The organism is Mangrovibacter phragmitis (genome assembly GCF_040429585.1).
In the GTDB taxonomy this organism is placed as follows: Bacteria; Pseudomonadota; Gammaproteobacteria; order Enterobacterales; family Enterobacteriaceae; genus Mangrovibacter; species Mangrovibacter phragmitis.
In genome coordinates, this window is the sequence record NZ_CP134782.1 from 5,619,294 (window position 1) to 5,645,992 (window position 26,699).

The 26,699-nt window shown below is 48.6% G+C and carries 28 protein-coding genes; 19 read left to right on the forward strand and 9 right to left on the reverse strand.

Features of this window, described 5'->3' with window-relative positions; translation table 11 throughout:
• Window positions 1-51 precede the first annotated feature (51 nt).
• A complete protein-coding gene (tdh, locus tag MPHASIOC01_RS26990) occupies window positions 52-1,077 on the reverse strand; it encodes an L-threonine 3-dehydrogenase (protein WP_064596167.1) in 1,026 nt (341 codons plus the stop codon).
• 10 nt (window positions 1,078-1,087) lie between these two features.
• Complete coding sequence (gene kbl, locus MPHASIOC01_RS26995) at window positions 1,088-2,284, reverse strand: glycine C-acetyltransferase (RefSeq protein WP_064596169.1); 1,197 nt, start codon at window positions 2,282-2,284, stop codon at window positions 1,088-1,090.
• A gap of 281 nt (window positions 2,285-2,565) precedes the next feature.
• On the opposite strand from kbl, the gene rfaD reads away from it, so the two are divergent.
• The 6 genes from rfaD to MPHASIOC01_RS27025 are packed head-to-tail and all read left to right on the forward strand — an operon-like array spanning window position 2,566 to window position 8,801.
• A complete protein-coding gene (gene rfaD, locus MPHASIOC01_RS27000; protein ID WP_036115751.1) occupies window positions 2,566-3,498 on the forward strand; it encodes an ADP-glyceromanno-heptose 6-epimerase in 933 nt (310 codons plus the stop codon).
• Window positions 3,499-3,511: 13 nt separating this feature from the next.
• Window positions 3,512-4,558 carry an ADP-heptose--LPS heptosyltransferase RfaF gene (rfaF, locus tag MPHASIOC01_RS27005; RefSeq protein ID WP_064596170.1) on the forward strand — a complete coding sequence of 349 codons (1,047 nt, stop codon included), beginning with the start codon at window positions 3,512-3,514 and terminating at the stop codon, window positions 4,556-4,558.
• Window positions 4,559-5,542: a lipopolysaccharide heptosyltransferase RfaC gene (gene rfaC / locus MPHASIOC01_RS27010; protein WP_064596171.1), complete on the forward strand. Its 984-nt coding sequence runs from the start codon at window positions 4,559-4,561 to the stop codon at window positions 5,540-5,542. It abuts the gene before it with no gap.
• Between the two features lie 3 nt (window positions 5,543-5,545).
• Window positions 5,546-6,646: a glycosyltransferase family 9 protein gene (locus tag MPHASIOC01_RS27015; RefSeq protein ID WP_064596173.1), complete on the forward strand. Its 1,101-nt coding sequence runs from the start codon at window positions 5,546-5,548 to the stop codon at window positions 6,644-6,646.
• A gap of 8 nt (window positions 6,647-6,654) precedes the next feature.
• On the forward strand, window positions 6,655-7,566 hold the full coding sequence (locus MPHASIOC01_RS27020; protein WP_082917837.1) for a glycosyltransferase family 2 protein: 912 nt from the start codon (window positions 6,655-6,657) through the stop codon (window positions 7,564-7,566).
• Complete coding sequence (locus MPHASIOC01_RS27025; protein ID WP_064596177.1) at window positions 7,554-8,801, forward strand: O-antigen ligase; 1,248 nt, start codon at window positions 7,554-7,556, stop codon at window positions 8,799-8,801. Before MPHASIOC01_RS27020 ends, MPHASIOC01_RS27025 begins: the two co-directional genes overlap by 13 nt.
• Window positions 8,802-8,867: 66 nt before the next feature.
• Here the strand turns inward: MPHASIOC01_RS27025 and MPHASIOC01_RS27030 are convergent, their stop codons facing one another.
• Complete coding sequence (locus MPHASIOC01_RS27030; RefSeq protein ID WP_353613651.1) at window positions 8,868-9,842, reverse strand: polysaccharide deacetylase family protein; 975 nt, start codon at window positions 9,840-9,842, stop codon at window positions 8,868-8,870.
• 147 nt (window positions 9,843-9,989) lie between these two features.
• Between MPHASIOC01_RS27030 and rfaQ the strand changes: the two genes are divergently transcribed.
• From rfaQ to coaD, 7 genes are all read left to right on the forward strand, one after another.
• Entirely contained in the window at window positions 9,990-11,063 is a 1,074-nt protein-coding gene (gene rfaQ / locus MPHASIOC01_RS27035) for a putative lipopolysaccharide heptosyltransferase III (protein ID WP_064596182.1), read from the forward strand.
• Entirely contained in the window at window positions 11,063-12,190 is a 1,128-nt protein-coding gene (locus tag MPHASIOC01_RS27040; protein ID WP_064596183.1) for a glycosyltransferase family 4 protein, read from the forward strand. The genes rfaQ and MPHASIOC01_RS27040 overlap by 1 nt, the downstream gene beginning before the upstream one ends.
• A gap of 2 nt (window positions 12,191-12,192) precedes the next feature.
• On the forward strand, window positions 12,193-13,290 hold the full coding sequence (locus tag MPHASIOC01_RS27045; protein WP_353614986.1) for a glycosyltransferase: 1,098 nt from the start codon (window positions 12,193-12,195) through the stop codon (window positions 13,288-13,290).
• 12 nt (window positions 13,291-13,302) lie between these two features.
• Window positions 13,303-14,304, forward strand: coding sequence for a glycosyltransferase (locus tag MPHASIOC01_RS27050; protein ID WP_353613652.1), 1,002 nt, complete (start codon window positions 13,303-13,305; stop codon window positions 14,302-14,304).
• Between the two features lie 145 nt (window positions 14,305-14,449).
• On the forward strand, window positions 14,450-15,724 hold the full coding sequence (gene waaA / locus MPHASIOC01_RS27055; protein WP_064596189.1) for a lipid IV(A) 3-deoxy-D-manno-octulosonic acid transferase: 1,275 nt from the start codon (window positions 14,450-14,452) through the stop codon (window positions 15,722-15,724).
• Window positions 15,724-16,497, forward strand: coding sequence for a glycosyltransferase family 2 protein (locus tag MPHASIOC01_RS27060; protein WP_353613653.1), 774 nt, complete (start codon window positions 15,724-15,726; stop codon window positions 16,495-16,497). Before waaA ends, MPHASIOC01_RS27060 begins: the two co-directional genes overlap by 1 nt.
• Complete coding sequence (gene coaD / locus MPHASIOC01_RS27065; RefSeq protein ID WP_353613654.1) at window positions 16,494-16,991, forward strand: pantetheine-phosphate adenylyltransferase; 498 nt, start codon at window positions 16,494-16,496, stop codon at window positions 16,989-16,991. Before MPHASIOC01_RS27060 ends, coaD begins: the two co-directional genes overlap by 4 nt.
• Window positions 16,992-16,995: 4 nt before the next feature.
• On the opposite strand, the gene mutM is transcribed toward coaD, so the two are convergent.
• From mutM to radC, 4 genes are all read right to left on the reverse strand, one after another.
• Entirely contained in the window at window positions 16,996-17,805 is an 810-nt protein-coding gene (mutM, locus tag MPHASIOC01_RS27070; RefSeq protein ID WP_064596199.1) for a bifunctional DNA-formamidopyrimidine glycosylase/DNA-(apurinic or apyrimidinic site) lyase, read from the reverse strand.
• A gap of 176 nt (window positions 17,806-17,981) precedes the next feature.
• On the reverse strand, window positions 17,982-18,149 hold the full coding sequence (rpmG, locus tag MPHASIOC01_RS27075; protein ID WP_036115707.1) for a 50S ribosomal protein L33: 168 nt from the start codon (window positions 18,147-18,149) through the stop codon (window positions 17,982-17,984).
• A gap of 13 nt (window positions 18,150-18,162) precedes the next feature.
• A complete protein-coding gene (gene rpmB / locus MPHASIOC01_RS27080; RefSeq protein WP_036115703.1) occupies window positions 18,163-18,399 on the reverse strand; it encodes a 50S ribosomal protein L28 in 237 nt (78 codons plus the stop codon).
• A gap of 217 nt (window positions 18,400-18,616) precedes the next feature.
• Window positions 18,617-19,282, reverse strand: a complete 666-nt coding sequence (radC, locus tag MPHASIOC01_RS27085; protein WP_064596201.1) for a DNA repair protein RadC — start codon at window positions 19,280-19,282, stop codon at window positions 18,617-18,619.
• A gap of 185 nt (window positions 19,283-19,467) precedes the next feature.
• On the opposite strand from radC, the gene coaBC reads away from it, so the two are divergent.
• The 3 genes from coaBC to slmA all read left to right on the forward strand — a co-directional run bounded on the left by coaBC (window position 19,468) and on the right by slmA (window position 21,845).
• Entirely contained in the window at window positions 19,468-20,685 is a 1,218-nt protein-coding gene (gene coaBC / locus MPHASIOC01_RS27090) for a bifunctional phosphopantothenoylcysteine decarboxylase/phosphopantothenate--cysteine ligase CoaBC (protein WP_064596203.1), read from the forward strand.
• Window positions 20,663-21,121, forward strand: coding sequence for a dUTP diphosphatase (gene dut / locus MPHASIOC01_RS27095; RefSeq protein WP_064596207.1), 459 nt, complete (start codon window positions 20,663-20,665; stop codon window positions 21,119-21,121). The genes coaBC and dut overlap by 23 nt, the downstream gene beginning before the upstream one ends.
• Before the next feature lie 127 nt (window positions 21,122-21,248).
• Window positions 21,249-21,845 carry a nucleoid occlusion factor SlmA gene (gene slmA, locus MPHASIOC01_RS27100; RefSeq protein WP_036115693.1) on the forward strand — a complete coding sequence of 199 codons (597 nt, stop codon included), beginning with the start codon at window positions 21,249-21,251 and terminating at the stop codon, window positions 21,843-21,845.
• 36 nt (window positions 21,846-21,881) lie between these two features.
• On the opposite strand, the gene pyrE is transcribed toward slmA, so the two are convergent.
• Together pyrE and rph are read right to left on the reverse strand one after the other, a co-directional pair.
• Window positions 21,882-22,523 carry an orotate phosphoribosyltransferase gene (gene pyrE / locus MPHASIOC01_RS27105; protein WP_353613655.1) on the reverse strand — a complete coding sequence of 214 codons (642 nt, stop codon included), beginning with the start codon at window positions 22,521-22,523 and terminating at the stop codon, window positions 21,882-21,884.
• A gap of 110 nt (window positions 22,524-22,633) precedes the next feature.
• Entirely contained in the window at window positions 22,634-23,350 is a 717-nt protein-coding gene (gene rph / locus MPHASIOC01_RS27110; protein WP_064596211.1) for a ribonuclease PH, read from the reverse strand.
• A gap of 123 nt (window positions 23,351-23,473) precedes the next feature.
• Between rph and MPHASIOC01_RS27115 the strand changes: the two genes are divergently transcribed.
• The 3 genes from MPHASIOC01_RS27115 (at window position 23,474) to MPHASIOC01_RS27125 (ending at window position 26,697) form a co-directional block, all read left to right on the forward strand.
• Window positions 23,474-24,337 carry a YicC/YloC family endoribonuclease gene (locus MPHASIOC01_RS27115; RefSeq protein WP_064596213.1) on the forward strand — a complete coding sequence of 288 codons (864 nt, stop codon included), beginning with the start codon at window positions 23,474-23,476 and terminating at the stop codon, window positions 24,335-24,337.
• Window positions 24,338-24,523: 186 nt separating this feature from the next.
• Window positions 24,524-25,792, forward strand: a complete 1,269-nt coding sequence (locus tag MPHASIOC01_RS27120; protein WP_220066441.1) for a site-specific integrase — start codon at window positions 24,524-24,526, stop codon at window positions 25,790-25,792.
• 131 nt (window positions 25,793-25,923) lie between these two features.
• The gene (locus MPHASIOC01_RS27125) at window positions 25,924-26,697 is read left to right on the forward strand and encodes a type IV toxin-antitoxin system AbiEi family antitoxin (protein WP_110027399.1); all 774 of its coding nucleotides are present in this window, start codon (window positions 25,924-25,926) and stop codon (window positions 26,695-26,697) included.
• Window positions 26,698-26,699: the final 2 nt, after the last annotated feature.

Here is a 26,699-nt window from a genome sequence, read left to right on the forward strand (position 1 = left end):
CTTTCGGGAATACCTGCCAGTACAACAAAAGGGGTAATGGCTAAAACGACATCAATCCCAGTTCAGCACAACTTTACCAGACTGACCGGAGCGCATAGCGTCAAACCCTTTCTGGAAATCATCGATACTAAACTGGTGGGTAATAATGGGGGACAAATCCAGCCCGGACTGAATCAGCGCCGCCATTTTATACCATGTTTCAAACATCTCGCGTCCGTAGATACCCTTAATAAACAGCCCCTTAAAAATTACCTTACTCCAGTCTATCGCCATCTCTGCCGGCGGAATACCTAACATGGCTACTCGCCCGCCATGGTTCATGGTCTCCAGCATTGAACGAAAGGCTGGCGGTGCGCCAGACATCTCCAGGCCCACATCAAAACCTTCGGTCATCCCTAACTCAGCCATGACACTTGCGAGGTTTTCATTAGCAACATTAACAGCCCGAGTAACGCCCATCTTACGAGCTAAATCCAGGCGATATTCATTCACATCAGTGATAACGACATTACGGGCGCCAACATGCTTCGCAACTGCTGCAGCCATAATGCCAATTGGGCCGGCACCAGAAACCAGCACATCTTCACCAACCAGGTCGAAAGATAAGGCTGTGTGCACTGCATTACCGAAAGGGTCAAAAATTGCTGCGAGTTCATCAGAAATATTGTCCGGGATCTTAAACGCATTGAATGCCGGAATAACCAGATACTCGGCAAAACACCCTGGGCGGTTAACACCCACCCCTATGGTATTACGGCATAAATGAGTGCGCCCGGCACGGCAGTTACGGCAATAACCACAAGTAATGTGCCCTTCACCAGAAACTCTGTCACCCGGTTTAAAACCCTTTACTTCTTGCCCCACTTTAACAACTTCACCCACATATTCGTGCCCGACCACCATCGGTACCGGGATAGTCTTTTGCGACCAGTCATCCCAGTTATAAATGTGTACATCGGTACCACAAATCGCGGTTTTCCGGATTTTAATCAGGAGATCGTTGTGCCCCATTTCAGGTTCAGGCACATCGGTCATCCAGATCCCTTCTTCTGCCTTCAATTTTGATAATGCTTTCATCACACAACCCTCAGGCTATAACACCCAGTTGTTTGCCAATCCGAATAAAGGCATCAACCGCACGCTCAATTTGTGCTGTTGTATGTGCCGCAGACATTTGAGTACGAATACGCGCCTGGCCTTTTGGTACTACCGGATAGAAAAAGCCAGTTACATAAATGCCCTCTTTCTGTAGTTCACGGGCAAAGTTCTGAGCAATAACTGCGTCACCCAGCATAACTGGAATAATGGCATGGTCGGCTCCAGCCAGGGTAAACCCAGCCGCAGTCATTTTTTCCCGGAATAAACGGGCATTGGCCCACAGTTGCGCACGCAGATCACCACCGTCTTCAAGCATTTCCAGCACCTTAATGGAGGCTGCAACAATAGACGGAGCAAGTGAGTTAGAGAATAAGTAAGGACGGGAACGCTGGCGTAACCACTCAACCACTTCTTTACGCGCTGCGGTGTAACCGCCAGAAGCACCACCAAGCGCTTTACCCAGCGTACCGGTAATGATATCCACACGCCCCATGACGTCACAATATTCGTGGGTGCCACGCCCATTGTCACCGACAAAACCCACAGCATGAGAGTCGTCAACCATTACCAATGCATCATACTGATCGGCGAGGTCACAAATACCTTTCAAATTAGCTATGACCCCATCCATTGAGAACACGCCATCAGTGGCAATCAGTATATGACGGGCACCGCCATCACGAGCCTGTTTCAGGCAGTTTTCCAGCTCGGAAAGATCATTATTGGCGTAACGGAAACGCTGCGCTTTGCACAAACGCACACCATCAATGATAGAGGCATGATTCAGCGCATCAGAAATAATGGCATCTTCCTGCCCCAGCAAGGTTTCGAACAACCCTCCATTCGCATCAAAACAGGAAGAATAGAGAATGGCATCTTCCATTCCGAGGAATCCAGCCAGTTTCTTCTCCAGTTGCTTGTGGTTGTCTTGCGTACCACAAATGAAACGCACGGACGCCATACCAAAACCATGGGTATCCATCCCACTTTTCGCAGCGTCAACCAATGCCGGGTGATTCGCTAATCCAAGATAATTGTTTGCACAAAAGTTAATGACCTGGCTACCACCCGCCAGAGTGATATCAGCCTGCTGCGCAGAAGTGATAATACGCTCTTCTTTAAATAAGCCTTCTTTACGTGCCGTTTCCAGGTTCGCTGCTAACTGTTGGTAAAAATCCCCTCGCATCACCATTCTCCAGAGATGAAAAAATTTGGCATATATTACCGAAACCTGGCACTTTAAACGAGATGACACAACAGTGTTTACGCACTTTGCAGCATAAATCACGTCTTAATGAAATCCGGAATTACTGCCAGTTGAAAAAATGGAAACCACTGCGCAAACAGCAAACTAAACGCAATATATGCGCATAATTGAAGGACACTGACTGATGTAATGATATGATTAGTGCAATTTGTGTGGGCGCGTAGCGCAGCTCCACTTCAAAACAGGTAAAGGTTACGCATATGATTATTGTCACTGGTGGCGCCGGTTTTATCGGCAGCAATATTGTTAAGGCTTTGAACGATAAGGGCTATCGCGACATCTTAGTGGTAGATAACCTGAAAGATGGTACGAAATTCGCCAATCTGGTGGATTTGGATATTGCCGATTATATGGACAAAGAAGACTTCCTTATCCAAATCATGGCTGGGGAAGAATTTGGCGAAGTAGAAGCGGTGTTCCATGAAGGTGCCTGCTCATCCACCACTGAGTGGGATGGCAAGTACATGATGGATAACAACTATCAGTATTCAAAAGAATTACTGCACTACTGCCTGGAACGTGAAATTCCCTTCCTTTACGCTTCATCCGCAGCGACCTATGGTGGCCGCACATCTGATTTCATTGAGTCGCGTGAATATGAACAGCCGCTAAATGTTTACGGCTACTCTAAGTTCCTGTTTGACGAGTATGTTCGCCAAATTTTGCCTGAGGCTGATTCTCAAATCGTTGGATTCCGTTATTTCAATGTTTACGGTCCACGTGAAAGCCACAAGGGCAGCATGGCAAGCGTAGCCTTTCATCTGAACACGCAACTGAATAAGGGTGAAAACCCGAAACTGTTTGAAGGTAGCGATAACTTCCGTCGCGACTTTATCTATGTTGGCGATGTTGCCGCTGTTAACTTGTGGTTCTGGGAAAATGGCGTTTCTGGCATTTTCAACTGTGGCACAGGCCGCGCAGAATCATTCCAGGCGGTTGCCGATGCAACTCTGGCATGGCACAAACAAGGCAGCATTGAATACATTCCGTTCCCGGACAAACTTAAAGGCCGTTACCAGGCTTTTACGCAAGCCGATCTATCCAATCTGCGCGCTGCTGGTTATGACAAACCCTTTAAGACTGTCGCGGAAGGGGTAACCGAATATATGGCCTGGTTAAACCGTCAGGCATAATGGTTATCAGGGCATGAAAATTTTGGTAACAGGTCCATCCTGGGTCGGCGATATGATGATGTCGCAAAGCCTTTATCGCACGTTGAAGGCACGCTACCCACAGGCCGTGATCGATGTGATGGCACCAGCATGGTGCCGTCCACTTTTATCACGCATGCCTGAGGTGAATGAGGCAATCCCCATGCCTCTTGGTCATGGTGCTCTGGAAATTGGCGAACGGCGTAAATTGGGTTTAAGCCTGCGCAACAAGGGCTATGACCGCGCTTATGTGCTACCTAATTCGTTTAAATCAGCGTTAGTGCCGTTCTTTGCCAATATTCCTCAACGTACTGGTTGGCGTGGAGAAATGCGTTACGGAGTATTGAATGATATCCGCTCCCTGGATAAACAAGCATGGCCGTTAATGGTGCAACGCTACGTTGCTCTGGCTTATGAAAAAAGTGCCATGCATTCAGCACAAGACTTGCCTCAGCCCTTGTTATGGCCGCAACTTCAGGTCAATGACGGTGAAAAGGCACAGGTCAGGGCCCAATTTAATCTGGAAAATGAACGCCCTGTCGTTGGTTTTTGTCCGGGAGCTGAATTTGGCCCGGCGAAACGCTGGCCACATTATCACTACGCAACCCTGGCCGGTAAACTCATCGACGAAGGCAAGCAGGTTGTTTTGTTCGGTTCGGTAAAAGACCACGAAGCTGGGCAGCAAATACGGGAAGCCCTGAACGATGAACAACGCCAGTATTGCCGTAACCTCGCGGGTGAAACAGCATTAGAACAAGCTGTTGTGTTACTGGCAGGCTGTGAGTCCGTTGTCACTAACGATTCAGGCTTAATGCATGTTGCCGCCGCCCTGAATCGTCCGCTGGTTGCATTGTATGGCCCCAGTAGCCCGGACTTCACACCACCATTGTCTCACAAAGCACGGGTTATAAGGTTGATTTCCGGTTACCACAAGGTGCGTAAAGGCGAAGGCGAACAAGGTTATCACCAGAGTCTGATAGATATTGCGCCCGAACGCGTGCTGGCTGAATTAAACGATTTACTCAAGGAACAGGAAGACTAAATGCAGGTATTGATTGTCAAGACATCATCAATGGGCGATGTGCTGCATACATTACCTGCACTGACAGATGCCTGCGACGCAATACCGGGTATCCGTTTCGACTGGGTGGTGGAAGAAGGTTTTGCCCAAATCCCAGGGTGGCATACCAGTGTGAATCGGGTTATTCCTGTGGCTATCCGCCGCTGGCGTAAAGCCTGGTTTTCATCTGCTGTTACTGAAGAACGTCATGCGTTCCATAAACAAATCCAGTCTGTTCAATATGATGCAGTTATTGATGCCCAGGGGCTTCTAAAGAGCGCCGCACTGGTTACCCGTCTTGCCCGTGGTCCCAGACATGGGATGGACTGGCGTAGCGCCCGTGAACCTCTGGCCTGCCTGTTTTACCAACACCGCCATACCATTGCCCGCCAACAGCATGCGGTGGAAAGAACGCGTGAGTTGTTTGCCAAAAGCCTTAATTATGAGAAACCGCATCACCAGGGTGACTACGCGATTGCACAGCACTTCCAGACACAGACAGTGAGGGATACAGAGCAGTATATTGTTTGTCTGCATGCCACAACGCGAGATGATAAGCACTGGCCTGAGTTACGCTGGCTTGAGTTTATCCAGTTGATGCGCGGCACTGGATGCAAAATTAAACTACCATGGGGTGCAGAGCATGAAAGGTTGAGAGCTGAAAAATTAGCCCAGGGAAACCCACATGTTGAAGTCCTCCCAAAATTATCACTGGAGGAGGTCGCTAAAGTTCTGGCGGGAGCATGCGCCGTTGTGTCTGTCGATACCGGGCTTAGCCATCTAACTGCGGCTCTCGATCGCCCCAATATCACACTTTTTGGCCCAACAGACCCTGCTTTAATTGGGGGATACGGAAAAAATCAGCATCAAATAATTAGCAAAACCAGAGAGATGGCTGATATTTCTGCATCGCAGGTACTCCGTACCCTATGGGAACTTCATCTACCTTTTTTCGTGAAACCATAATAGATGAGCTACGTATTCCTTTTTATTCTGCTTATACCTGTAAAACTGTTTAAGAAGCTGTTTTATAAACCCACAGGCAAAACACTCATCATCCAAACCGCGAAAATTGGTGATTTCGTCAATATGACGCCATTACTGGCATGGTGCGGGAAAAGTGATGTACTGATTAGCTCTGTGATAGCACCACTGGCACAACGCGACAATACTATAGATACACTCTATTTTATTGAGCAAAAAAAACAGTCACTGGCCGCTAAATTACGCTTTGCCGTTTATCTTATGAACCGCTACGAACATGTGTATTTACTACACCCAAATAGTGTTAATTTATTCTTTGCAGCGGTCTGTAACGCACCTGATAAACAGTTTTTATCTATTTATACGCGCCGTTGGTATCACGGGATTTTCTATACCACAGCTAAAGGTGTGGTTGAACACACCAAAATGTCGCTGACAGTGACAAATTACCTCAAACTGGCAGACAGATCCCTGACCTGGCAAGATGCGCCCAAACACGCGACACGCCCACTTTACCATCCCGCAAATCACGCGCCTGAATTTGACTTAACAGGTGCAGTAAAAATAGGTCTGAGTATTTCAGCAGGCAACAAAGCAAAAACTATTCCCCCCGCTACCTGGTCGCTCATTTTCGATAAACTGGCAGGAATGCCATGCGTTTATTACATTTTTGGTGCCAGCAATGAACAACCCTGGCTTGACGACCTGATGCGTCATACGGAAAGTAAGCCCAATCTGGTTAACATGATTGGTAAAATTGACCTTGAAGATGTTCCATGGGCTATTTCACAAATGGACTGCTACATTGCCTCCGATTCCGGCAATGTCTATATTGCGGATGCAGTAGGCACACCAGTTATTTTGTTATATGGTCCTTGTTGCCCTCACGAGCAACGTCCATTGGGTAACGTTTTGCTTATTGGGGATGATTCCAATATAAAATCTTTTGTGTTTGAAACACGCTACTACTTTGATAAACCTCGTGAAGAGCTGTTTGCACTGAGTAGAGATGATTTGGACGCCATTGAGAATTTTGTTGCAAGTTGTACTTCTAATGAACATCACACCCGCTATTCACATTCATGAGTAGAGATATGGCACCCTTTCTGAGCATTATTATTGCCGCGCATAATGGTGAAAAGACATTATCAGAAACACTGCAAAGTTTACTGGATGCCAGCCGTACGGTTGCAAACGAAGTGGAAATTATTCTTGTAAATGATGGCTCATCTGACGGAACACAGGAAATTATTGATAATTTCGCGCCTCCTGGTATATCGGTATTATCACTTCATGTAGAATTCTGCAATATCGGGAAAACCCGTCAGGCGGCTATTGAAAAGGCTTCAGGCAAGTATATTACGATGCTTGACAGTGATGATTTATTAATCAAAAATAGCCTTGATGATATTGTTCCTTTTCTCAGAAAACATTCTCCTGATATGTTTTTAACCCATCTGGAAGAAATTCGGGATCCGGCAAAAATAACACATTTCTGGCCTGGATTGTCTCCTGTTGCATTGTCCCGGGATGAGACAATACGGCGTTTTCTGATTCATAAAGACTTCCAGGCACACCTTATTGGGCAGTTTATTCTTCGTTCCCATTACCTGGCTGAACCAATAGCCCCCATGACTTGCTATGAGGATTTTTTTGTGTTCCCCGCTATAGTCATGCGCTCTCAAAACATCTGGTTTCAAAAGCAAGGACATTATTACTACATTAAGCGGGAAAATAGTCTGTCCAATGATCTCGATAATGTTAAAATCCAAAATCTGATTATCTGTACAGAAAAGATGCAGAACATCTTCCCTGGCAAATTTCATTGTCTGGTTCTTTGCCACTGGCTGGATATCCTGGTTAAACAAAAGCAATGGCTAACAGAAGCACAAACTGAAGCCGTTTCACGTCAGGTGCAATCTCTCTTTTCTTTCAGTTTTTTTCTGTCACCCAATGTCAGGTTCAGCTACAAGAAAAAGGCCCTAAAATATTTATGGAAAAACTGAATAAATCTCTGTTATTTATGATTTATTTTCTTAGTGTAGCCTCGGTATCGGTTGCACTTATCAGCTCCGGGTATCAGCGTAATCTGTTCTATATAGCTATTTATTGCAGCCTGTTAGGATTGATACTCAACTTTCGAAAAGTAAAATTTTCTTTTTCCAGCATCTCTTTCCCGATAATTATCCTGGGTCTGGTTAAAATTTGTTGGTATCTTCTCTTCCAACAAAAACATGGAGATTTAAATTTTTATAATGATTACCTTGATGGTGGCAAAAAACTACTTCTTGGTGGTTTTTTAGTATTTTATGCTGAGCAGTTTATAAAAGAATTAAGGACTGTACAGTATAAAAACATAGGATTAGCCATTCTTTTCTGTGGTTTTGTATCTGCAACTGCTTATGGCTTCTTTCAGGCGTTTAACCATATTAACCGGGTAGAAATGGGGATTAACCGCCCAACAATTGCCGCTTATGTCTATTCCACTTTTTCAGTTTTTATTATTTTTGCATTATATACACTACGTAGCAAAATTGGGTATATAATTGCAGGCGCCACTATTATAGTTTCTTATTGTCTCATAATCCTCACTGGCACCCGGGCGGCTATGATTTGCTATTTATTCATGGTTGCATGCCTGACATTATACCACTTTAGAAAAATTCATATTAAATCACTGCTTATCGTCAGTGTTCTTGTTGCTGTTTGTTTTGCAGCATTGTACAAGCCTTATATTAAACCCAAAATAGACCAAACGCTGAACGAAGTGAGTGATTATCAGGAAGGCAACGATAATACCTCACTGGGTGCCCGATTCTCTATGTGGGCAGTTGGTGTACATGCATTTGTAGAGCACCCTGCAGGTCAGTCCATGGGAACGCGCGCAGACACCACTATAGCGTATGTAAAACAATACCCACACTACCAGTCTTCACTCCATTACCTGAGTATTCACTTGCACAATGAGTTTATTGACAGCCTGTCATTACAGGGATTAATGGGCGGGTTATCATTACTTTTTTTCTACGTAATGCTGATTTACACCGGTATAAGGAGACAGTTGCCTGTTTTATTATTCAGCGCTGGCTTTATGATTTTGTATGGCATTACTGATGTGCTGTTAATCAGTTCAGAAGCTATTCAATTCTACATTATTATTATTTCGTTAGGGCTACTTTTCCCCCGGGAAACGCCTAATCCTGTTCAACCGGTAGCAAATTCTCATCTCGATATACAATAGCTCTCAGATCTACAGACAATCCGCATACTGATAGTGCGGATTGTCATACTGCAAGTATATATTCCACTATACAGGGCATGCAGTAGCACGTTTTCGGTTGGCGTAAAATTCAGCCAGTGTCATCCCTTGTGTGCGTTCAGCGAGCCAGCCAAATAATTCTTCCAGGTCGTGATACAATTTGTTAATAGAAGCTTCATCCTTAAATGTCGGGCTACCTCCAGGCATAAACTCAGATGAATGCAGCATGAATTCAACATAATCATTTCCCTGTGCAAGGGTATCACATGCTACCATTTTCATCGTTTCAAGATTTTTCCCATCAGGGCGTAACCAGTAAACCGAAGGACTACGTCTCCTTCCACGCAAGTTATCATACCCTTGTTTCAAAATATTCAGCCAGGCAGAATGCTTATATTGAATACTCATTGGCACTTCCAGCAATGAAGACTCGCCCGCCTGGTGTATCCGTTGAGGATCAATAAAATAAGCGCTGGTTGGGAAGTTTCGGTAATTAGTCCCACCCTGCCCATTTGGGGCACCCGGAGTAAAACGCCAGTCAACCCGAGGAGTAACCGAACAGTCCACCTGGTATCCTGACTCGATCAAAAGCTGAGCATAACGTGAATCAAAAGCCCACCGCCCTGCACGATGGCTGAGCATTTTGGTCTGGAAGGTGTCTTCCAGCAACCGGGTCATAAACAAGACTTTTTCCCGTAAAACTGAATCGGGAAATTCAATAAGATAGGGTTGATAACGCCAGTCATCTCCAGTGAGATCATAATCCGGTGGACTGTTCCAGGCATGCAGGTGCATCCCCACTTCCCCCTGCCCACGAGCAATCACATCGGAAGCGAATTCAATGTAGACAGGATCAACCGCCATTTCATAGTTAGTCAGCCAGACGGGTTTAAAACCAAATTTCTCGCAAAGAGACTGAAAACGCGGCAGAAATTTGGCATTCTCCGTAGTGATTTGATGATGATTTTGCCAAAGGTTATCCCCTTCAGTATCAATGGTGATGATAAATGCCGGTTTTTTCATAACAGTGCAGGAGTCCATTGAAAGTATGTTGCTAATGTTACGCACAAGTGTTGTTAACGCCAACAATACTCGATTGATAGAGGGGAATGATAGCCACACCAGGCCACGTCTATTAGAATTGGCACAAGTAAACTACAGAAAGATATTATGAGCACATCGATTTCTTCATTTGTGGGCAAGCCAGATATCCGCGTTCTGGTCATTAAACTCCGCCACCATGGCGATATGCTGCTGATGTCACCCGTGCTGGAAACCCTTCGGGCTCAATGGCCGCAAGCAACTATTGATGTTCTGCTGTATGAAGAAACCCGGGAGATGCTCTCCGCTCTGCCATCTATAAATCACATCTATGGCATTGACCGGAAGTGGAAAAAGCTGGGGACTCGCCAACATCTTACCAAAGAATGGCAACTGCTAAAGCAACTGCGTAAGCAGCATTATGATCTGGTACTCAACCTGGCAGACCAGTGGCGTAGCGCTCTGGTTACAAGATTCACCGGCGCGCCAGTACGTATTGGTTTCGGCTTCAACAAGCGCAAAGGGCATATCTGGTCCTGTTGCCATACCCAGTTGGCCTCCGTTTCCGGGCACCAGAAAATGCACACTGTAGAGCAGAATTTGTCCATTTTTGCACCTTTTGCTATTCCCACAGTCAGTGATGTCAAAATGGCCTGGCCCCCAACCGCCTGGCAGGCCGTCGAGAATAAACTAAAAGCGCTGAATGTTTCAGCGCCGTATATCATTATCCAGCCGACCTCTCGTTGGTTTTTCAAATGCTGGAGTGAAGAAAAAATGGCGCAAACCATTTGCGAACTACAACAACAAGGTTTCCCTATTATTCTCACTTCAGGGCCAGATGAAAAAGAACGGGCAATGATCGCTGAAATCCAGGCAAACTGCCCTGTTGAAGGCGTTTACTCCCTTGCCGGTGAATTAACCTTGCAGCAATTAGCCGCATTGATTGACCATGCAAAATTATTCATTGGGGTCGATTCGGTTCCCATGCATATGGCTGCTGCCTTACATACCCCATGTATCGCGCTATTTGGCCCTTCCAAACTGCAATTCTGGCGCCCCTGGCAAGCAACAGGAGAGGTCATTTGGGCTGGCGACTACGGTCCATTGCCAGACCCTGATGCCATAGATACACACACCAGCGAACGCTATCTGGATGCCATTCCTGCAGAGGCCGTTATTAATGCAGCAAGGAAATATCTCTGATGAAACCATACCGTTTAGCCATAGTCAGGCAAAAATATCGCCCGGATGGTGGCGCTGAGCGTTTCGTTTCCAGAGCGCTGGAAGCGTTGGAAGGCGAGAATCTGGAGTTAAATGTTATCACCCGGGAATGGCAGGGTGAACGAAATGAAAACTGGCACATTCACATTTGCAACCCTGCCAAATTGGGACGCATTAGCCGTGAGCGAGGGTTTGCCCGTTCGGCCAGAGAACTATGGCTGAAGGAAAAATTTGATCTGGTACAAAGCCATGAGCGAATTGCCGGTTGTGATATTTACCGGGCTGGCGATGGCGTACATCAACGCTGGTTAACCCTTCGCGCACAAACATTACCAGCCTGGCGGCGCGCATTATTGATGAACGATCGGTATCACCGTTATGTTGTTGCTGCCGAGCGAGCGATGTATCAGTCACCGCAACTGCGTGCCGTTATTTGTAATGCTGAAATGGTGAAACGGGAGATCATAGAAACTTTTGGTTTTCCGGAAGAAAAAATACACGTCATCTATAATGCTATTGATTCCTCCCGGTTTTTACCTGCGACACCAGACGAGCGCCAGGCATTGCGGGATAATTTAGCGATACCTCACCAGGCTGTCGTACTGGTTTTTGTTGGGTCCGGATTTGATCGTAAAGGGTTAGCCAGTGCTATCAAGGCCATAGCCCCAACTAACCGTTATTTGCTCATTGTTGGGCAAGATAAAAATGAACAACAGTACCGGAAACTTGCTCAGTCTCTGGGATGCCTGGAGCGAATTCGGTTTATGGGCGTACAAAAACAAACATTACCGTTTTACCAGGCCGCTGATGGGTTGTTATTACCAACAAAATATGACCCATTCCCAAATGTCATTCTCGAAGCAATGGCGTGTGGTTTACCTGTCATAACCACCCCAACATGTGGTGGTTCTGAATTTATCGTAGATCAGGAAAGTGGGTTTATTTGTGGTGCACTGGATATCAACCAGCTAACACAAGCTGTAAGTGCGATACCATCATTGAATAACGACAACAAAATGGGGGAACTTGCACGTGTCCGGGTTAAAAATGAGACACCGGCAAGGCTTTCGCAGCAATTAATTACGCTGTATAAAAATTTACTGGAATGATGATGCGTATCCTGATGATTATCGATGGGCTACCCGGTGGTGGGGCCGAAAAAACAGTGCTGACGCTGGCCCGAGGATTACTGGAAATGGGGCACCGTGTCTCCATTTTTTCACTGCGCGACGTTTGTGATTACACCATTCCTGACGGCGTTGATTTTCACATTATCCAGGATACCTGCCGCACACCCTGGCGTAAACTAACTGAGCTAAAGCGGCGCGCTCAGCTACTGGATGATGCTTACCAGACAGCAGAGCAAATAGGCGGGGAATTTGATCTTATCTGCTCTCATCTGCACAAAACAGACCGTATCGTTTCCTATACGAAAGTGATTCCACGCCATAAACTTTGGTTCTGCATCCACGGCATGTTTTCGTTTTCTTATCTGGTGCACAAGCGGGGTTTCTCGCGCTGGCTGAAAATGACAAAAATCTGCCGGGTGTATCGGGGGGCGCAAATTGTGGCTGTTTCGCAGGCCGTACTGGATGATTTGACAGAAAATCTGGCGATTAAACCATCCCGCAAGTGCGTCATTTATAACCCTTTTGATATCGCGCATATTCAGGCGCTGGCCCTGCAACCTTGTGAGTTTTCCGGCCAGGAATATTTGATTCATGTAGGGCGTTTTCATGAGCTTAAACGCCATGACAGGTTAATACGTGCCTATGCTAAAAGTGGTATTCAGGCTCCATTGGTATTAATGGGGAAAGGCTCCCCAGACAGAATCGAGTATCTTAAATCACTGGCGGTCAATGCCGGTGTTGGAGACAGGGTGCTATTTAAATCGTTTGAAACTAACCCCTATCCATGGATTAAACATGCCAAAGAGCTCGTGTTAAGCTCAGATTGCGAAGGGTTTGGCAATGTACTGGTTGAAGCGATTATCTGCCAGACACCTCCGGTCAGTACCGACTGCCCTGGTGGGCCTTCTGAGATATTAACTGGTGAATTATCCCGGGGGCTGGCACAAATGAATGATGCCGATCTTGCCAGGGCAATGAGGGATATCTGGGAAACACCTCCCAGAATCAATACAGATACGATTGAGAATTATAGTATCCGAACCATTTGCCAGCACTACCTTACACTGGCACAACGTTAAATCAGGTATTTTATGCACCACGCTACATGCCCACAACTCAGTGTTGTGGTCGCCGTCTACAATGGCGCCGCTTTTTTGGAACAATTTTTCCAGTGTCTTTCGGCACAATCTATTGATGATATGGAAGTTATCATGGTGAATGATGGTTCAACTGATAACTCTGTGGATATTATTCACCAGTGGCAGCCACAGTTTGCCAACATGAAAATTATTGATCAGGCAAACCAGGGCGTATCTGTAGCACGTAATACTGGCCTGGCAGAGGCAACAGGGCTTTACTTGTCATTCCCGGATATTGACGATTACTTTCGCCCGGGTATGTACCGCCGTATGCTGGATATGGCACAGACAGGAAATTTAGATGTTGTTACCTGCAATGGTAACTATATCTGGGAAAATAATAAAAAACCGAGCAGGCCAATTTTCCCAAAAGACAAATTACAGTCGACCGGTGTACTCACCGGAGCCCAATGGCTAAAACAAGCTCTCGACTCCCGGAAGTTCCTGCATGTTACCTGGCTTAACCTCTACCGCCATGATTTCATTCGTGCGCATCATTTCTCTTTTGAGCCCGGCCTGCGCCACCAGGATATTCCATGGACAACAGAGGTACTGCTGGCGGCGGATCGTGTGCAGTATACTGACGAGCAATTTTATGATTATTACATTCACTCAGCGTCGGTTTCGCATATGCCGGACAACGATGACACACTGATCCGCTCAGCCCGCCATTACATGAAAATTTTGCAGATGCTGGATGAAATTAATCAGCGCTACCCGGAAAAAGTGCAACATATTCCAGCTTGCCGCTGGCAAATTGCCAAAGAAGGGCTGGGTATTCTGCATACCTTCTTCAATATGAAGGACCCACAAAAACAACGAATGATAGTGCAAGAATTTTTCGATAAGGGTGTGTGGAAACTGGTGTGGCGCAACGCACACAGCCTACGGCTACGCTGGCGCTTAGGCCGTCGCTATTTCCGGTTACGTAAAATTTTACAGTCACCGGCCTGATTCGCATAATTACTGAGCATTGCCAGGGCATCAGCCCATCACTCGTAGCCCTGGCGTTATTCGTAATAGCGTCAATAAAAATAGCTTTAACCAGGGTAAATGCTTAGAATTTGCCCCGGCAATAAATGAAAAACCGGATATTAGTTTGGAATTACTATATACCTTTCTACTCTACCTTATTCAGCCATTTGTTTGGCTAAGGCTTCTGCTACGCAGCCGTAAAGCCCCGGCGTACCGGAAACGCTGGGCCGAACGCTATGGTTTTTGCAGTGGGAAAGTCGCCCCAGAAGGTATCCTGCTGCATTCAGTTTCCGTGGGTGAGACACTGGCAGCCATCCCGCTGGTGCGTGCCCTGCGCCACCGTTACCCAGCCTTACCCATTACCGTTACCACCATGACGCCAACCGGGTCTGAACGGGTTATGTCTGCATTTGGCAAAGATGTCCACCATGTGTACCTGCCTTATGATTTACCCGGTTCAATGAACCGCTTTCTGGATACAGTTCGTCCCAGGCTGGTCATTGTGATGGAAACAGAGTTGTGGCCGAATATGATTTCTGCCCTGCACGCACGCAAAATTCCCCTTGTGGTGGCGAATGCCCGTATGTCGGAACGCTCAGCAAAAGGTTACGGTAAACTCAGTGGCTTCATTCGGCGGGTTCTTGGCAAAATTACCCTGATAGCGGCACAGAACGACGAAGACGGTAACCGTTTTTTGGAATTGGGCCTCAAACGCAGCCATCTTGCCATTACCGGTAGCCTGAAATTCGATATTTCCGTTACACCAGAGTTGGCCGCAAGGGCAGTCACACTACGCCGCCAGTGGGCTCCACGCCGCCGGGTGTGGATAGCAACCAGCACCCACGATGGCGAAGAACAAATTATTCTGGAAGCACATCGTCAATTACTGGCAAGTTTTCCAGGCCTGCTGTTAATCCTGGTGCCCCGCCACCCGGAACGTTTCCGCGATGCCGAAGAAATGACGCAAAAAGCCGGGTTCAGTTACACACTACGCAGCACGGGTGAGATCCCGTCAGGCAGCACTCAGGTAGTGATTGGTGACACCATGGGCGAACTGATGCTGCTCTATGGTATTGCCGACCTGGCTTTTGTGGGTGGTAGCCTGGTGGAACGTGGTGGGCATAACCCGCTGGAGCCTGCAGCACACGCAATTCCAGTGCTGATGGGGCCACATACCTTTAATTTCAAGGATATTTGTGCCAGGTTACAGCAGGCAGATGGCCTGATAACCGTCACCGATGCTGCATCACTGGTCAAAACGGTCTCCGGCTTGCTGAACGACGAAGACTATCGTCTGTGGTACGGCCGACATGCCGTTGAAGTGCTGTATCAAAACCAGGGTGCATTACAACGCCTGTTGCAACTCCTTCAACCTTATCTTCCTCAGCGGAGCCACTAATGGCATACCGGTTATCCGTTGTTATGATTGCCCGTAATGCGGCAGATACGCTGGAAGAGTGCCTGAAATCAGTAGACTGGGCTGATGAAGTGATTCTGCTGGATTCAGGCAGTACCGACAGCACCATGGCGATTGCCGCCGCTCACGGTGCTGTTGTGCATTCATCACCCGACTGGCAAGGGTTTGGCATTCAACGCCAGCGCGCCCAGGGTTACGCTACGGGCGACTACGTTTTGATGATCGATACCGATGAGCGCGTTACACCTGAATTAAAATCAGCAATTCAGTCGGTGCTGAATAACCCGCCCGATGAAACAGTGTATATCATCAACCGGCGTAACTTGTTTTTGGGGCGTTTTATGCGCCATAGTGGATGGTATCCTGACCGAGTAACCCGCCTGTATGCCAGGGAGAAGTACCAGTACAACGGCAACCAGGTCCATGAATCACTGGATGCTCCCGGTGCGCCGCAAACCCGATTGCAGGGTGACTTTATCCACCTCACCTGCCGCGACCTGGGTGTCTTTCAGGCCAAACAACTGCAGTACGCCACCACCTGGGCCCATGAACGGCATCAACAAGGTAAGCAAACCTCTGTCATCAGTATTTTCACCCATACAATTGGGGCATTTGTGAAGACGTTACTGCTGCGGGGAGGTGTTCTGGATGGAAAACAAGGCTGGATACTTGCAGTTGTTAACGCACAGTATACCTTTAACAAGTATGCTGAATTATGGGCTATTAACCACGGTTACACGGAAAAACAGCCATGAGTGTACGCGCGATATACCCCGGCACATTTGACCCAATAACCAATGGTCATATCGACATTATCACCCGGGCATCCAGGATGTTCGACACATTGATCCTGGCTATTGCCGCAAGCCCCGGTAAAAAACCGTTGTTTTCACTGGCTGAACGTGAAGCACTGGCAAAAGACGCTACTGCTCATCTGTCCAATGTCCAGGTAGTGGGGTTCAGTGAATTAATGGCAGAATTCGCCCGCCTGCAAAATGCTCAGGTACTGGTGAGAGGCGTTCGCGCTGTGGCTGATTTCGAATATGAAATGCAACTCGCTCATATGAACAGCCACCTGATGCCCGGGCTTGAAAGCATTTTCCTGATGCCATCGCGTGACTGGTCTTTTATCTCATCATCACTGGTCAAAGAAGTGGCGAGGCATCATGGCGATGTCAGTGCTTTTCTGCCTCCCAATGTGCATCAGGCATTGTTAGCAAAGATAAACACTAACAACCCGGCTCCCTGAGGGTTTAATGCTGGCAACACGGACACCAAAAAGTTGTACGTTGCCCGTGTTTACCACTTTTAATCGCTGTCCCGCACTGGCGGCATAATTCCCCTGCCCGGCCATAAACCTGCAATTCCTGAGCAAAATACCCGGGCTTACCGTCCGTTTGCAGGAAATCGCGCAGTGTTGTTCCGCCCTGCTCAATTGAGTGGGCCAGTACCGCTTTAATTGCCTGAGTCAGACGTTTCGCATCCTCTGGCGATAACGAATGTGCCACCCTGTCCGGGTGTATACCCGCAGCAAAGAGTGATTCACTGGCATAAATATTCCCTACTCCCACTACGAGCTTGTTGTCCATCAACCAGGGCTTTACCGCGATTTTTTTACTTCGGCTCTTCTGATACAGGTATTCAGCATTAAACACCTCTGTGAGCGGTTCAGGCCCTAAATGAGCCAACACAGGGTGCCCTTCCAGCTCTGAAGCCCATAACCACGCGCCAAACCGACGAGGGTCGGTATAACGCAGGCACTTACCGTTAGATAAAATGACATCGACATGGTCATGTTTTTCTGGTGGCGCATCCTGCGGCAAGACACGCAAGCTGCCAGACATACCAAGATGGACGATTATCCAGCCCGTGGGGAGTTCCAGTAGCAGGTACTTCGCCCTGCGCTGCACACTCAGTACAGGCACATCACTCAGACGATAGATTTCATCAGAAACAGGCCAGCGCAGGCGTCCATTGCGAACTTCAACAAACTGAATCGTCGCGCCCACTAAATGGGGCTCAATTCCACGTCGGCTGGTTTCAACTTCTGGTAATTCGGGCATGGCATCCTCTTTGATCTTTCAGTTTACCTTGTGGCGGCAAAACCTGTTCACAAACGCATCTGGCAAACAGACACCAACATGTAAGCCAGCACCATGATGATATGGGGATTGAAGGTGGGAAATTCCAGGCATAAAAAAACGGCCCCGAAGGACCGTTTCTCACAAAGCCACTAAAATTATTTAATTTTAGCTTCTTTGTATACAACGTGCTTACGAACAACCGGATCGTATTTGTTCAGTTCCAGTTTTTCGGGTTTAGTACGTTTGTTCTTCGTGGTGGTATAGAAATGACCAGTACCAGCAGAAGAAACCAGCTTGATCTTCTCGCGAACACCTTTAGCCATGATTTAATTCCTCTTAGTACTTCTCGCCACGGGCACGCAGATCAGACAGAACTGATTCGATGCCTTTTTTATCAATTACACGCATACCTTTAGCAGATACACGCAGGGTTACAAAACGCTTCTCGCTCTCTACCCAAAAACGGTGAGAGTGCAGGTTCGGCAGAAAACGGCGTTTAGTCGCGTTCAGTGCGTGTGAACGGTTGTTACCGGTCACCGGACGCTTGCCAGTAACTTGGCAGACTCGGGACATGTCTATTCTCCAAAAATCAAATTAGCTCGAGCTTCGTAAAGGGTATCGGCAGCCTCGTCAGGCCTGTGCTGGCCTGGTCTTCCGGTTCAATGTGAACTCGTGATGCCAGGCCCAATTGCCAAACCCGAGATTCTCAAAGGTGGCGTAGTATACGCTGACTCAGGGATGTGCTCAAGTCCCGAACAAATAAAGATCCCGGAGGATCGCGTAAATTGCCCTAAATCCACCCTCTTTCTGCGAAAGAAACGGTCTCTCCACGCCCAATAACCAGATGGTCAAGCACACGAATATCCATAAATTGGCAGCTTTCTACCAACCTTTGGGTGATTAACTGGTCAGCGCGGCTGGGTTCGGCCCGGCCCGATGGGTGATTATGAGCGAAAATAACACTCGCTGCATTAAGTTTAATGGCCTGGCGCACCACTTCGCGCGGATAAACCTCAACATGGGTGAGTGTTCCGGAAAACATTCTCTGATGTTCAATCACTCTGTTATGGTTATCCAAAAACAACACCATGAAAATTTCCCGCTCCTCTGATGCCAGCTCATTTTGTAAAAACTGCCGGACAACATGAGGATTATTCAGCGTATCCATTTCCGCCAGAGCGGATGCGTGAAAGCGGCAGGCCAACTCAGTAATCGCATTCAGTTCGGCATATTTCGCCACCCCAATTCCGCCCACCTTGCGAATTTGAGCCAAATCAGCGCTTAATAAAGCCCTGAGAGAACCAAAATGAACCAGTAACTGGTGTGCCAACGTCAGCACATGCACACCTCGCTTGCCAGTACGTAAAAATAATGCCAGAAGTTCTACATCCGTCAGCGCTTTCGCACCATATTTCATCAGTTTCTCTCGCGGGGGAAGCCCTGCCACATTCTCCATCACACCTCCTGTTGCCACGCCTGCACGTCAAACCGGTGCCACAATGCCATCTGCATCTCTTCCTGGCGAATGGACAATACGCTGGCTGCGAGCCTGTACGCAGAGAATCAAGGGCAGTAAAACCTCGTTTGCATGATTTGTGGTAACATGCCGCATCTTGTTTTCATACAGACGGGAACATCACCATGGGTTTGTCCGGTAAAAAAATTGTCCTGGGTATTAGTGGCGGCATTGCTGCCTATAAAACCCCTGAACTGGTACGCAGGTTGCGCGACCATGGCGCAGAAGTGCGTGTTGTTATGACCGAAGCGGCAAAAGCGTTCATCACCCCACTCACTCTGCAGGCCGTATCCGGGCACCCGGTATCAGAAAGCTTGCTGGATACTGCAGCAGAAGCAGCAATGGGGCATATTGAGCTGGGCAAGTGGGCAGACCTGGTGATTCTGGCTCCGGCCACAGCTGATTTAATTGCCCGGGTGACTGCCGGCATGGCAAATGACCTGGTCAGCACGATGTGCCTGGCGACACCCGCCCCTGTTGCCGTCGTTCCGGCCATGAACCAGCAGATGTTCCGGGCCACAGCTACCCAACAAAATATTGAACGCCTGGCCGAACGTGGGTTACTTATTTGGGGCCCGGACAGTGGTAGCCAGGCCTGTGGCGACGTAGGGCCAGGCAGAATGCTTGACCCACTGGTAATAGTTGAAATGGCAGAGCAACATTTCAGCCACAGCCAGGACCTGAAAGATCTGAATATCATGATAACAGCAGGCCCAACGCGTGAACCCCTGGATCCCGTAAGGTATATTACCAATCACAGTTCCGGAAAAATGGGTTTTGCTCTTGCTGCTGCCGCAGCAAAGAGAGGGGCCAATGTCACTCTGGTCAGCGGGCCGGTATCACTCCCCACTCCGCAAGGCGTACTGCGTGTTGACGTAACAACCGCGCAGGAAATGAATGCGATTGTGCAGCAATCCGTGCAAAAGCAGGCAATTTTCATTGGCTGTGCCGCCGTCGCCGATTTCCGCGCCGAACAAATCGCTGCGGAGAAAATAAAAAAACAAAGTGATGAAGACGGGTTGATCATAAAAATGGTAAAAAACCCGGATATTATTGCTGGCGTGGCCGGGTTAACGGAAAACCGCCCTTATGTTGTCGGGTTTGCTGCCGAAACAAGTAATGTGGAAGAATATGCCCGGCAAAAACAAACCCGCAAACACCTGGATTTAATCTGCGCAAATGACGTTTCTGTTGCAGGCCAGGGGTTTAATAGTGATATGAATGCGTTGCACCTCTTCTGGCAAGATGGGGATAAAGCGCTGGCGTTAACCAGCAAAACCCAGCTTGGTCAATTGTTACTGGACGAGATCATTACCCGTTATGATGAAAAAAATCGACGTTAAGATTCTGGACCCGCGTGTTGGCCAGCAATTTCCCTTGCCAACTTACGCCACCTCTGGCTCCGCCGGGCTCGATCTGCGCGCCTGTCTTGATGAGGCTTTCGACCTCGCCCCCGGGCAAACCACACTGGTGCCGACCGGGCTGGCTATCCATATTGCAGACCCTTCGCTGGCGGCAGTAATTTTACCGCGCTCCGGGCTTGGTCATAAACACGGTGTTGTGCTGGGTAACCTGGTTGGCCTGATTGATTCCGATTATCAGGGGCAGTTAATGGTATCGGTATGGAACCGTGGGCAAACCACTTTTACTGTCGAGCCCGGTGAGCGCCTGGCACAAATGGTTTTTGTACCGGTCGTACAGGCTGAATTTAATATTGTTGAAGATTTTGCCACTACGGATCGTGGAGAAGGCGGTTTCGGCCATTCTGGCCGCCAATAATAATCCAGGGACAGCCCCGCCAGACATCAGTAATTCGATGATGGCCCCGCAGGAAAATCAGCCTGCGGGTCAGGATTAATGTGTGGGCATTACCTGGTCATTGCTTATTTCAGGGGTATTTTAGAACATGGCAGAAAAACAAACGGCGAAAAGGAATCGTCGCGACGAAATACTGCAGGCGCTGGCCCAAATGCTTGAATCAAGTGATGGCAGCCAACGTATTACCACAGCAAAACTGGCTGCCACGGTGGGTGTTTCTGAAGCCGCACTTTACCGCCATTTTCCCAGCAAAACGCGCATGTTCGATAGCCTTATCGAATTTATCGAAGACAGCCTTATCACTCGTATCAACCTGATATTGAAAGATGAAAAGGATACCACCGCGCGTTTAAGGCTGATCGTGCTGCTTATTTTGGGGTTTGGCGAACGCAACCCAGGGTTAACCCGCATTCTTACCGGCCATGCATTAATGTTTGAACAGGACCGGTTACAGGGGCGTATTAATCAATTGTTTGAACGTATTGAAGCCCAACTGCGCCAGGTGATGCGGGAACGGAAAATGCGTGAAGGAGAAAGCTACACAGTAGATGAAACGCTGTTAGCCAGCCAGTTACTGGCTTTTTGCGAAGGCATGCTGTCACGCTTTGTACGCAGCGAATTTCGTTACCACCCAACAGATGATTTCGAAGCGCGCTGGCCGTTGCTGGCCGCTCAGTTGAATTAAAAAAAGGGCCCTGAAGGCCCTTTTTACTGGTGAGGTTTACACCCCATATTGTTCGCGATATTCACGAACCGACGCCAGGTGTTGAGCCATTTCTGGCTTTTCTTCCAGCCAACTGATGACGTCTTTCAGGGTAATAATGGAAATGACTTTGCAGCGGTAATCGCGCTCCACTTCCTGAATAGCCGAAATATCGCTACGCCCACGTTCCTGGCGGTCCAGCGATATCAGCACCCCGGCAAGGGACGCACCATTCGCCTGAATAATCTCCATTGATTCACGAATAGCTGTACCTGCAGTTATCACATCATCTACCAGCATTACCCGGCCTTGCAGAGCGCTGCCAACCAGGTTTCCCCCTTCACCATGGTCTTTTGCTTCTTTGCGGTTAAAGCAGTAAGGCACATCCCGCTCATGGTGTTCCGCCAATGCGACAGCAGTGGTTGTCGCAATAGGGATCCCTTTATAAGCCGGGCCAAACAGCAGGTCAAAATCAATACCGGAGTCCACCAGCGCCTCAGCATAGAAACGCCCCAAAAGTGCCAGATCACGCCCGGTATTAAACAGCCCCGCATTGAAGAAATAAGGGCTGATACGCCCGGATTTCAGGGTAAACTCACCAAACTTCAATACCTGCTTGTTAAGCGCAAATTCAATAAACTGGCGCTGATACGGTTTCATGGATTCGCTCCTTACTGTAGCAATTCTGTTCATGCACGCAGGTGGGACATCTCTGCCACAATGCGCCAACCCGCGGGCAAAAAAAAGGCGACTCACAGGCCGCCTGAAAATTAATTTTCTAACGCCGCCTTCTGCGACGCGATGATAGATTCGATTCCCCCACGAGCCAAAGCCAGCAACGTGAGAAGCTCTTCATGGCTGAACGGCTCGCCTTCAGCTGTGCCCTGCACTTCAATCATGCGCCCGTCTTCCATCATGACCACGTTCATGTCAGTTTCGGCAACTGAATCTTCCACATACTCCAGGTCACAAACTGCTTCACCATTCACGATACCTACCGATACCGCGGCAACCATCCCTTTCATTGGGTTAGCTTTCAGTTTGCCGTTTGCCACCATAGCGTTCAGGGCATCTGCCAGCGCCACACAGGCACCAGAAATAGAGGCAGTGCGTGTTCCACCATCAGCCTGCAGGACATCGCAGTCCAGCGTGATGGTGTATTCACCCAGCGCTTTCAGGTCTATTGCGGCACGCAATGCACGGGCGATAAGGCGCTGGATTTCCATAGTGCGCCCACCCTGCTTGCCCTTGGCTGCTTCACGCGCGTTACGGGTGTGAGTGGCACGCGGCAACATACCGTATTCTGCGGTTACCCAACCCTGGCCCTGGCCTTTCAGAAAGCGGGGGACGCCTTCTTCTACCGTGGCGGTACACAGTACTTTGGTATCGCCAAAAGCCACCAGAACAGAGCCTTCAGCGTGTTTGGTGTAATGGCGAGTAAGAGTGACGGGGCGTACTTGTGTGTTACTACGGCCTGCTGGACGCATGAGTCTTCTCCGGTCAGAAACGAATGTGGCTGCGCATTATACGGACTTCGCGACCTTATTCCTATCCTGATGGGAGCATGCTGGCTATAATCCCCTCATCCATTTATAAAATTGGTTACTGATATGATCCGTAGCATGACCGCCTACGCCCGGCGTGAAATTAAAGGCGATTGGGGCTCAGCCTCCTGGGAACTGCGCTCAGTCAACCAGCGCTACCTCGAAACCTACCTGCGCCTCCCGGAACAATTTCGCAGTCTTGAACCCGTGGTGCGCGAGCGTATTCGTGCACGCCTGACCCGCGGCAAAATCGAATGCACCCTGCGTTTTGAGCCAGACAGCCATGCTCAGAGTGAGCTGATTCTCAATGAGGAACTGGCAAAACAACTGGTGCAGGCCGGTAACTGGGTAAAAATGCAGAGTGATGAAGGTGAAATCAACCCACTGGATATTCTGCGCTGGCCGGGCGTGATGTCTGCCAAAGAGCAGGATCTTGATGCCATTACCAGTGAAATCATGGGTGGGCTGGAATCCGCACTGGATGACTTTATCGTTGCCCGTGAAACCGAAGGCCAGGCGCTTAAAGTATTAATTGAGCAACGCCTGGAAGGTGTCAGCAAGGAAGTCAGCAAAGTGCGAGCACAAATGCCGGATATTCTGAAATGGCAGCGTGAACGCCTGGTGAGCAAACTGGAAGAAGCGTCCGTACAGTTAGAAAACAACCGTCTTGAGCAGGAACTGGTTCTGATGGCACAACGGATTGATGTGGCTGAAGAGCTGGATCGCCTGGATGCCCACGTTAAAGAAACCTACAACATCCTGAAGAAGAAAGAAGCGGTTGGCCGCCGGCTGGACTTTATGATGCAGGAATTCAACCGTGAGTCGAATACGCTGGCATCTAAATCTATCAATGCCGAAGTAACCAACTCGGCTATTGAGCTGAAAGTGTTAATCGAGCAGATGCGCGAGCAGATCCAGAATATTGAATGATGTTTGTTGGAAGTCAACAACTGACATAAAACGATTCAAAATCAAATTATTATGTAGATTTGAAGGTCATAAAATCCAAAGCTATCCTGTCTTGTTTGGGTAGTTATGGGTAGTAGATTGGGGAGTATTTTCTCGCTATAGTTTGCAGAGTGAGACTGTACTCCCCAATTTTTTTGAGGCTGAAAAGTGGGCAAGTTGCATGATAAAACCGTCAAGAAACTGATCAAGGAAAAACCTTCAGTCCGGCATGCCGATGGTGATGGACTATATCTGATGACCCCCAAGCGCGGCGATGCCTACTGGATGTTGCGCTATACCACCGCGGCCACAAAACTCCGGCGTGAATACACCATAGGCAAGGTAGTTGACTGGTCACTCGCCGATGCCCGGGATGAAGCGGCCAAGCTGAGGTTGGCGATCAAGCGAGAGGGAGCCGATCCGGTTCAGGAAAGACAAAAGGTCAACGGTAATCCCTTCAAGACCCTGAATGATCTGTATGCCGACTATTACCAGCTACGGCAACGGGAAATTGCTACACACGAGAAAGAACGCAGCCTTTACGAACGCGAGATTGCCTGGCGCATTGGCAAAGTCGAGTTGGAGAAGATAAGGCCTCTCGATGTCAGTGAGATCCTGCGCGACATCGCAAACGGCTATGGCGACAAACCGCCGAGGCCAACCATTTCCAACGACGTTATGCGCATGCTCAAGCGCATCTTTGATCACGGCATGAAGTTGGACGTAACCCAGTTCAACCCAGCCAGTCCGTTCCGTCCCAGGGATGCCGGCGGGGAGGAACAAGCCGCTAACTACCCAATGACCGAATCCGAAGTGATTGAGTTCTTCACCAAGCTCAGAGCGATCCCGGCACAGTTCAGCCGCGAAAACTACTTAGCATGTGCCCTGCTGATAGCCACCTGTACCAGAAAAATGGAGCTTTTGGCCGCTCCATGGCACGAGTTTGACTTGACGAATCGGCTGTGGCACCTCCCCAAAGAGCGCACCAAGAAACGCCGTGCTATCGATATCCCACTCAGTGAACCGGCACTGTCATGGCTGGAAGAATTAAAGATCCGCAGTTGTGGCAGTGACTGGGTGTTCCCGGCCAGGCGGATAAGCAGGCAGGCTCGCACTCCCCACGTGTGTGAGAACACCCTGAACCATGCGCTGAAAAAGTTGTTTGAGCAGGGCTTCTTCTCGTTTGATAAGCGCCGGGTCCATGATTTGCGCGGTACCGCCAGAACTATGCTCGGTAAGATGGGGGTTGACGACAGCCTTGCCAAGCGTTGCCTGAATCAGCAAGCTGGAAATAGGGTCGATGAGATCTACAACCGGCATGCCTATTTTGAAGAGCGCAAAGAAGCACATACCAAGCTCGGTGAGTGGCTGGCCCCTTTTGTTAATGGCAGTGAGACAAATAAGATTGTCGATTTTGATGCGGTTTGCAAATCATAATTTTCACGGTATTAATTGGCGTGAAATGACAAATATACAAACTTCCAGAAGCAGATTGGTTTGATAAATTCCTAAATCACGTCAATAATTGACGTATATTTTATTGTTTACAAACCACCCTGAGGCTAGCCATGCTCAATACTGAAGCCAGACAGCAGCTGCAGAAGGTGCTGCCCTTGGATATGGTAGCCACCAAATCATGGCTGGAGGCACAAGGGCTCAACTTGCACTTTCTGGACAATGCTGTGCGCAACCAGACCCTGATCCCTCTTGCAGCAGGTGTTTACTCCAGGCAGGAAGCAAGGCTCTCCTGGAAAGGCATCGTTGCCTCTTTGCAGCGCATGTCCGATGCCCCCATCCATGTCGGAGGCTTAACCGCGTTAGAGCTTGAAGGCCTCGGTCATTACCTGTCCAAGGGAAGCAAACCAAGGGTTCAGCTCTATTCCGATGCTGCGCTCCCCAAGTGGCTGGACAGAATCAAGATCCCAGCGCAGATTGAGTGGCACGGTACGCGCCGCCTGTGGCCTGAGACGCTGATGCAAGACGACAAGTATCTCCGGCAAGACACTTGGCAGGCATCACTCCCCCCACTCCGCTATTCCTGTCCAGAGAAAGCCATTCTGGAACTCTTGGCAGCGATGCCCAAGACCATCAGCTTTGAACATGCTGACCAGCTTATGCAGGGACTTCACAACCTCTCACCACGCAAGTTGGATGCCTTGCTGAAAGCCTGTTGCAGCATCAAGGCGAAGCGGCTCTTTCTCTGGTTGGCAGGAAGGCACCAACACGCCTGGCTCAAGCACCTGAAACCTGATTGTTATGAGTTGGGAACCGGTAAGCGACTGATCGCCAAGGGCGGCAGGCTGGAGCCAACCTGGCAAATCACTGTACCGAAGGAGATGTAAAG

Coding starts and splice junctions, on each gene's coding strand:
- tdh (WP_064596167.1), bottom strand. CDS start 1,077: ATGAAAGCATTATCAAAATTGAAGGCAGAAGAAGGGATCTGGATGACC.
- kbl (WP_064596169.1), bottom strand. CDS start 2,284: ATGCGAGGGGATTTTTACCAACAGTTAGCAGCGAACCTGGAAACGGCA.
- rfaD (WP_036115751.1), top strand. CDS start 2,566: ATGATTATTGTCACTGGTGGCGCCGGTTTTATCGGCAGCAATATTGTT.
- rfaF (WP_064596170.1), top strand. CDS start 3,512: ATGAAAATTTTGGTAACAGGTCCATCCTGGGTCGGCGATATGATGATG.
- rfaC (WP_064596171.1), top strand. CDS start 4,559: ATGCAGGTATTGATTGTCAAGACATCATCAATGGGCGATGTGCTGCAT.
- MPHASIOC01_RS27015 (WP_064596173.1), top strand. CDS start 5,546: ATGAGCTACGTATTCCTTTTTATTCTGCTTATACCTGTAAAACTGTTT.
- MPHASIOC01_RS27020 (WP_082917837.1), top strand. CDS start 6,655: ATGGCACCCTTTCTGAGCATTATTATTGCCGCGCATAATGGTGAAAAG.
- MPHASIOC01_RS27025 (WP_064596177.1), top strand. CDS start 7,554: ATGGAAAAACTGAATAAATCTCTGTTATTTATGATTTATTTTCTTAGT.
- MPHASIOC01_RS27030 (WP_353613651.1), bottom strand. CDS start 9,842: ATGAAAAAACCGGCATTTATCATCACCATTGATACTGAAGGGGATAAC.
- rfaQ (WP_064596182.1), top strand. CDS start 9,990: ATGAGCACATCGATTTCTTCATTTGTGGGCAAGCCAGATATCCGCGTT.
- MPHASIOC01_RS27040 (WP_064596183.1), top strand. CDS start 11,063: ATGAAACCATACCGTTTAGCCATAGTCAGGCAAAAATATCGCCCGGAT.
- MPHASIOC01_RS27045 (WP_353614986.1), top strand. CDS start 12,193: ATGCGTATCCTGATGATTATCGATGGGCTACCCGGTGGTGGGGCCGAA.
- MPHASIOC01_RS27050 (WP_353613652.1), top strand. CDS start 13,303: ATGCACCACGCTACATGCCCACAACTCAGTGTTGTGGTCGCCGTCTAC.
- MPHASIOC01_RS27060 (WP_353613653.1), top strand. CDS start 15,724: ATGGCATACCGGTTATCCGTTGTTATGATTGCCCGTAATGCGGCAGAT.
- coaD (WP_353613654.1), top strand. CDS start 16,494: ATGAGTGTACGCGCGATATACCCCGGCACATTTGACCCAATAACCAAT.
- mutM (WP_064596199.1), bottom strand. CDS start 17,805: ATGCCCGAATTACCAGAAGTTGAAACCAGCCGACGTGGAATTGAGCCC.
- rpmG (WP_036115707.1), bottom strand. CDS start 18,149: ATGGCTAAAGGTGTTCGCGAGAAGATCAAGCTGGTTTCTTCTGCTGGT.
- rpmB (WP_036115703.1), bottom strand. CDS start 18,399: ATGTCCCGAGTCTGCCAAGTTACTGGCAAGCGTCCGGTGACCGGTAAC.
- radC (WP_064596201.1), bottom strand. CDS start 19,282: ATGGAGAATGTGGCAGGGCTTCCCCCGCGAGAGAAACTGATGAAATAT.
- coaBC (WP_064596203.1), top strand. CDS start 19,468: ATGGGTTTGTCCGGTAAAAAAATTGTCCTGGGTATTAGTGGCGGCATT.
- dut (WP_064596207.1), top strand. CDS start 20,663: ATGATGAAAAAAATCGACGTTAAGATTCTGGACCCGCGTGTTGGCCAG.
- slmA (WP_036115693.1), top strand. CDS start 21,249: ATGGCAGAAAAACAAACGGCGAAAAGGAATCGTCGCGACGAAATACTG.
- pyrE (WP_353613655.1), bottom strand. CDS start 22,523: ATGAAACCGTATCAGCGCCAGTTTATTGAATTTGCGCTTAACAAGCAG.
- rph (WP_064596211.1), bottom strand. CDS start 23,350: ATGCGTCCAGCAGGCCGTAGTAACACACAAGTACGCCCCGTCACTCTT.
- MPHASIOC01_RS27115 (WP_064596213.1), top strand. CDS start 23,474: ATGATCCGTAGCATGACCGCCTACGCCCGGCGTGAAATTAAAGGCGAT.
- MPHASIOC01_RS27125 (WP_110027399.1), top strand. CDS start 25,924: ATGCTCAATACTGAAGCCAGACAGCAGCTGCAGAAGGTGCTGCCCTTG.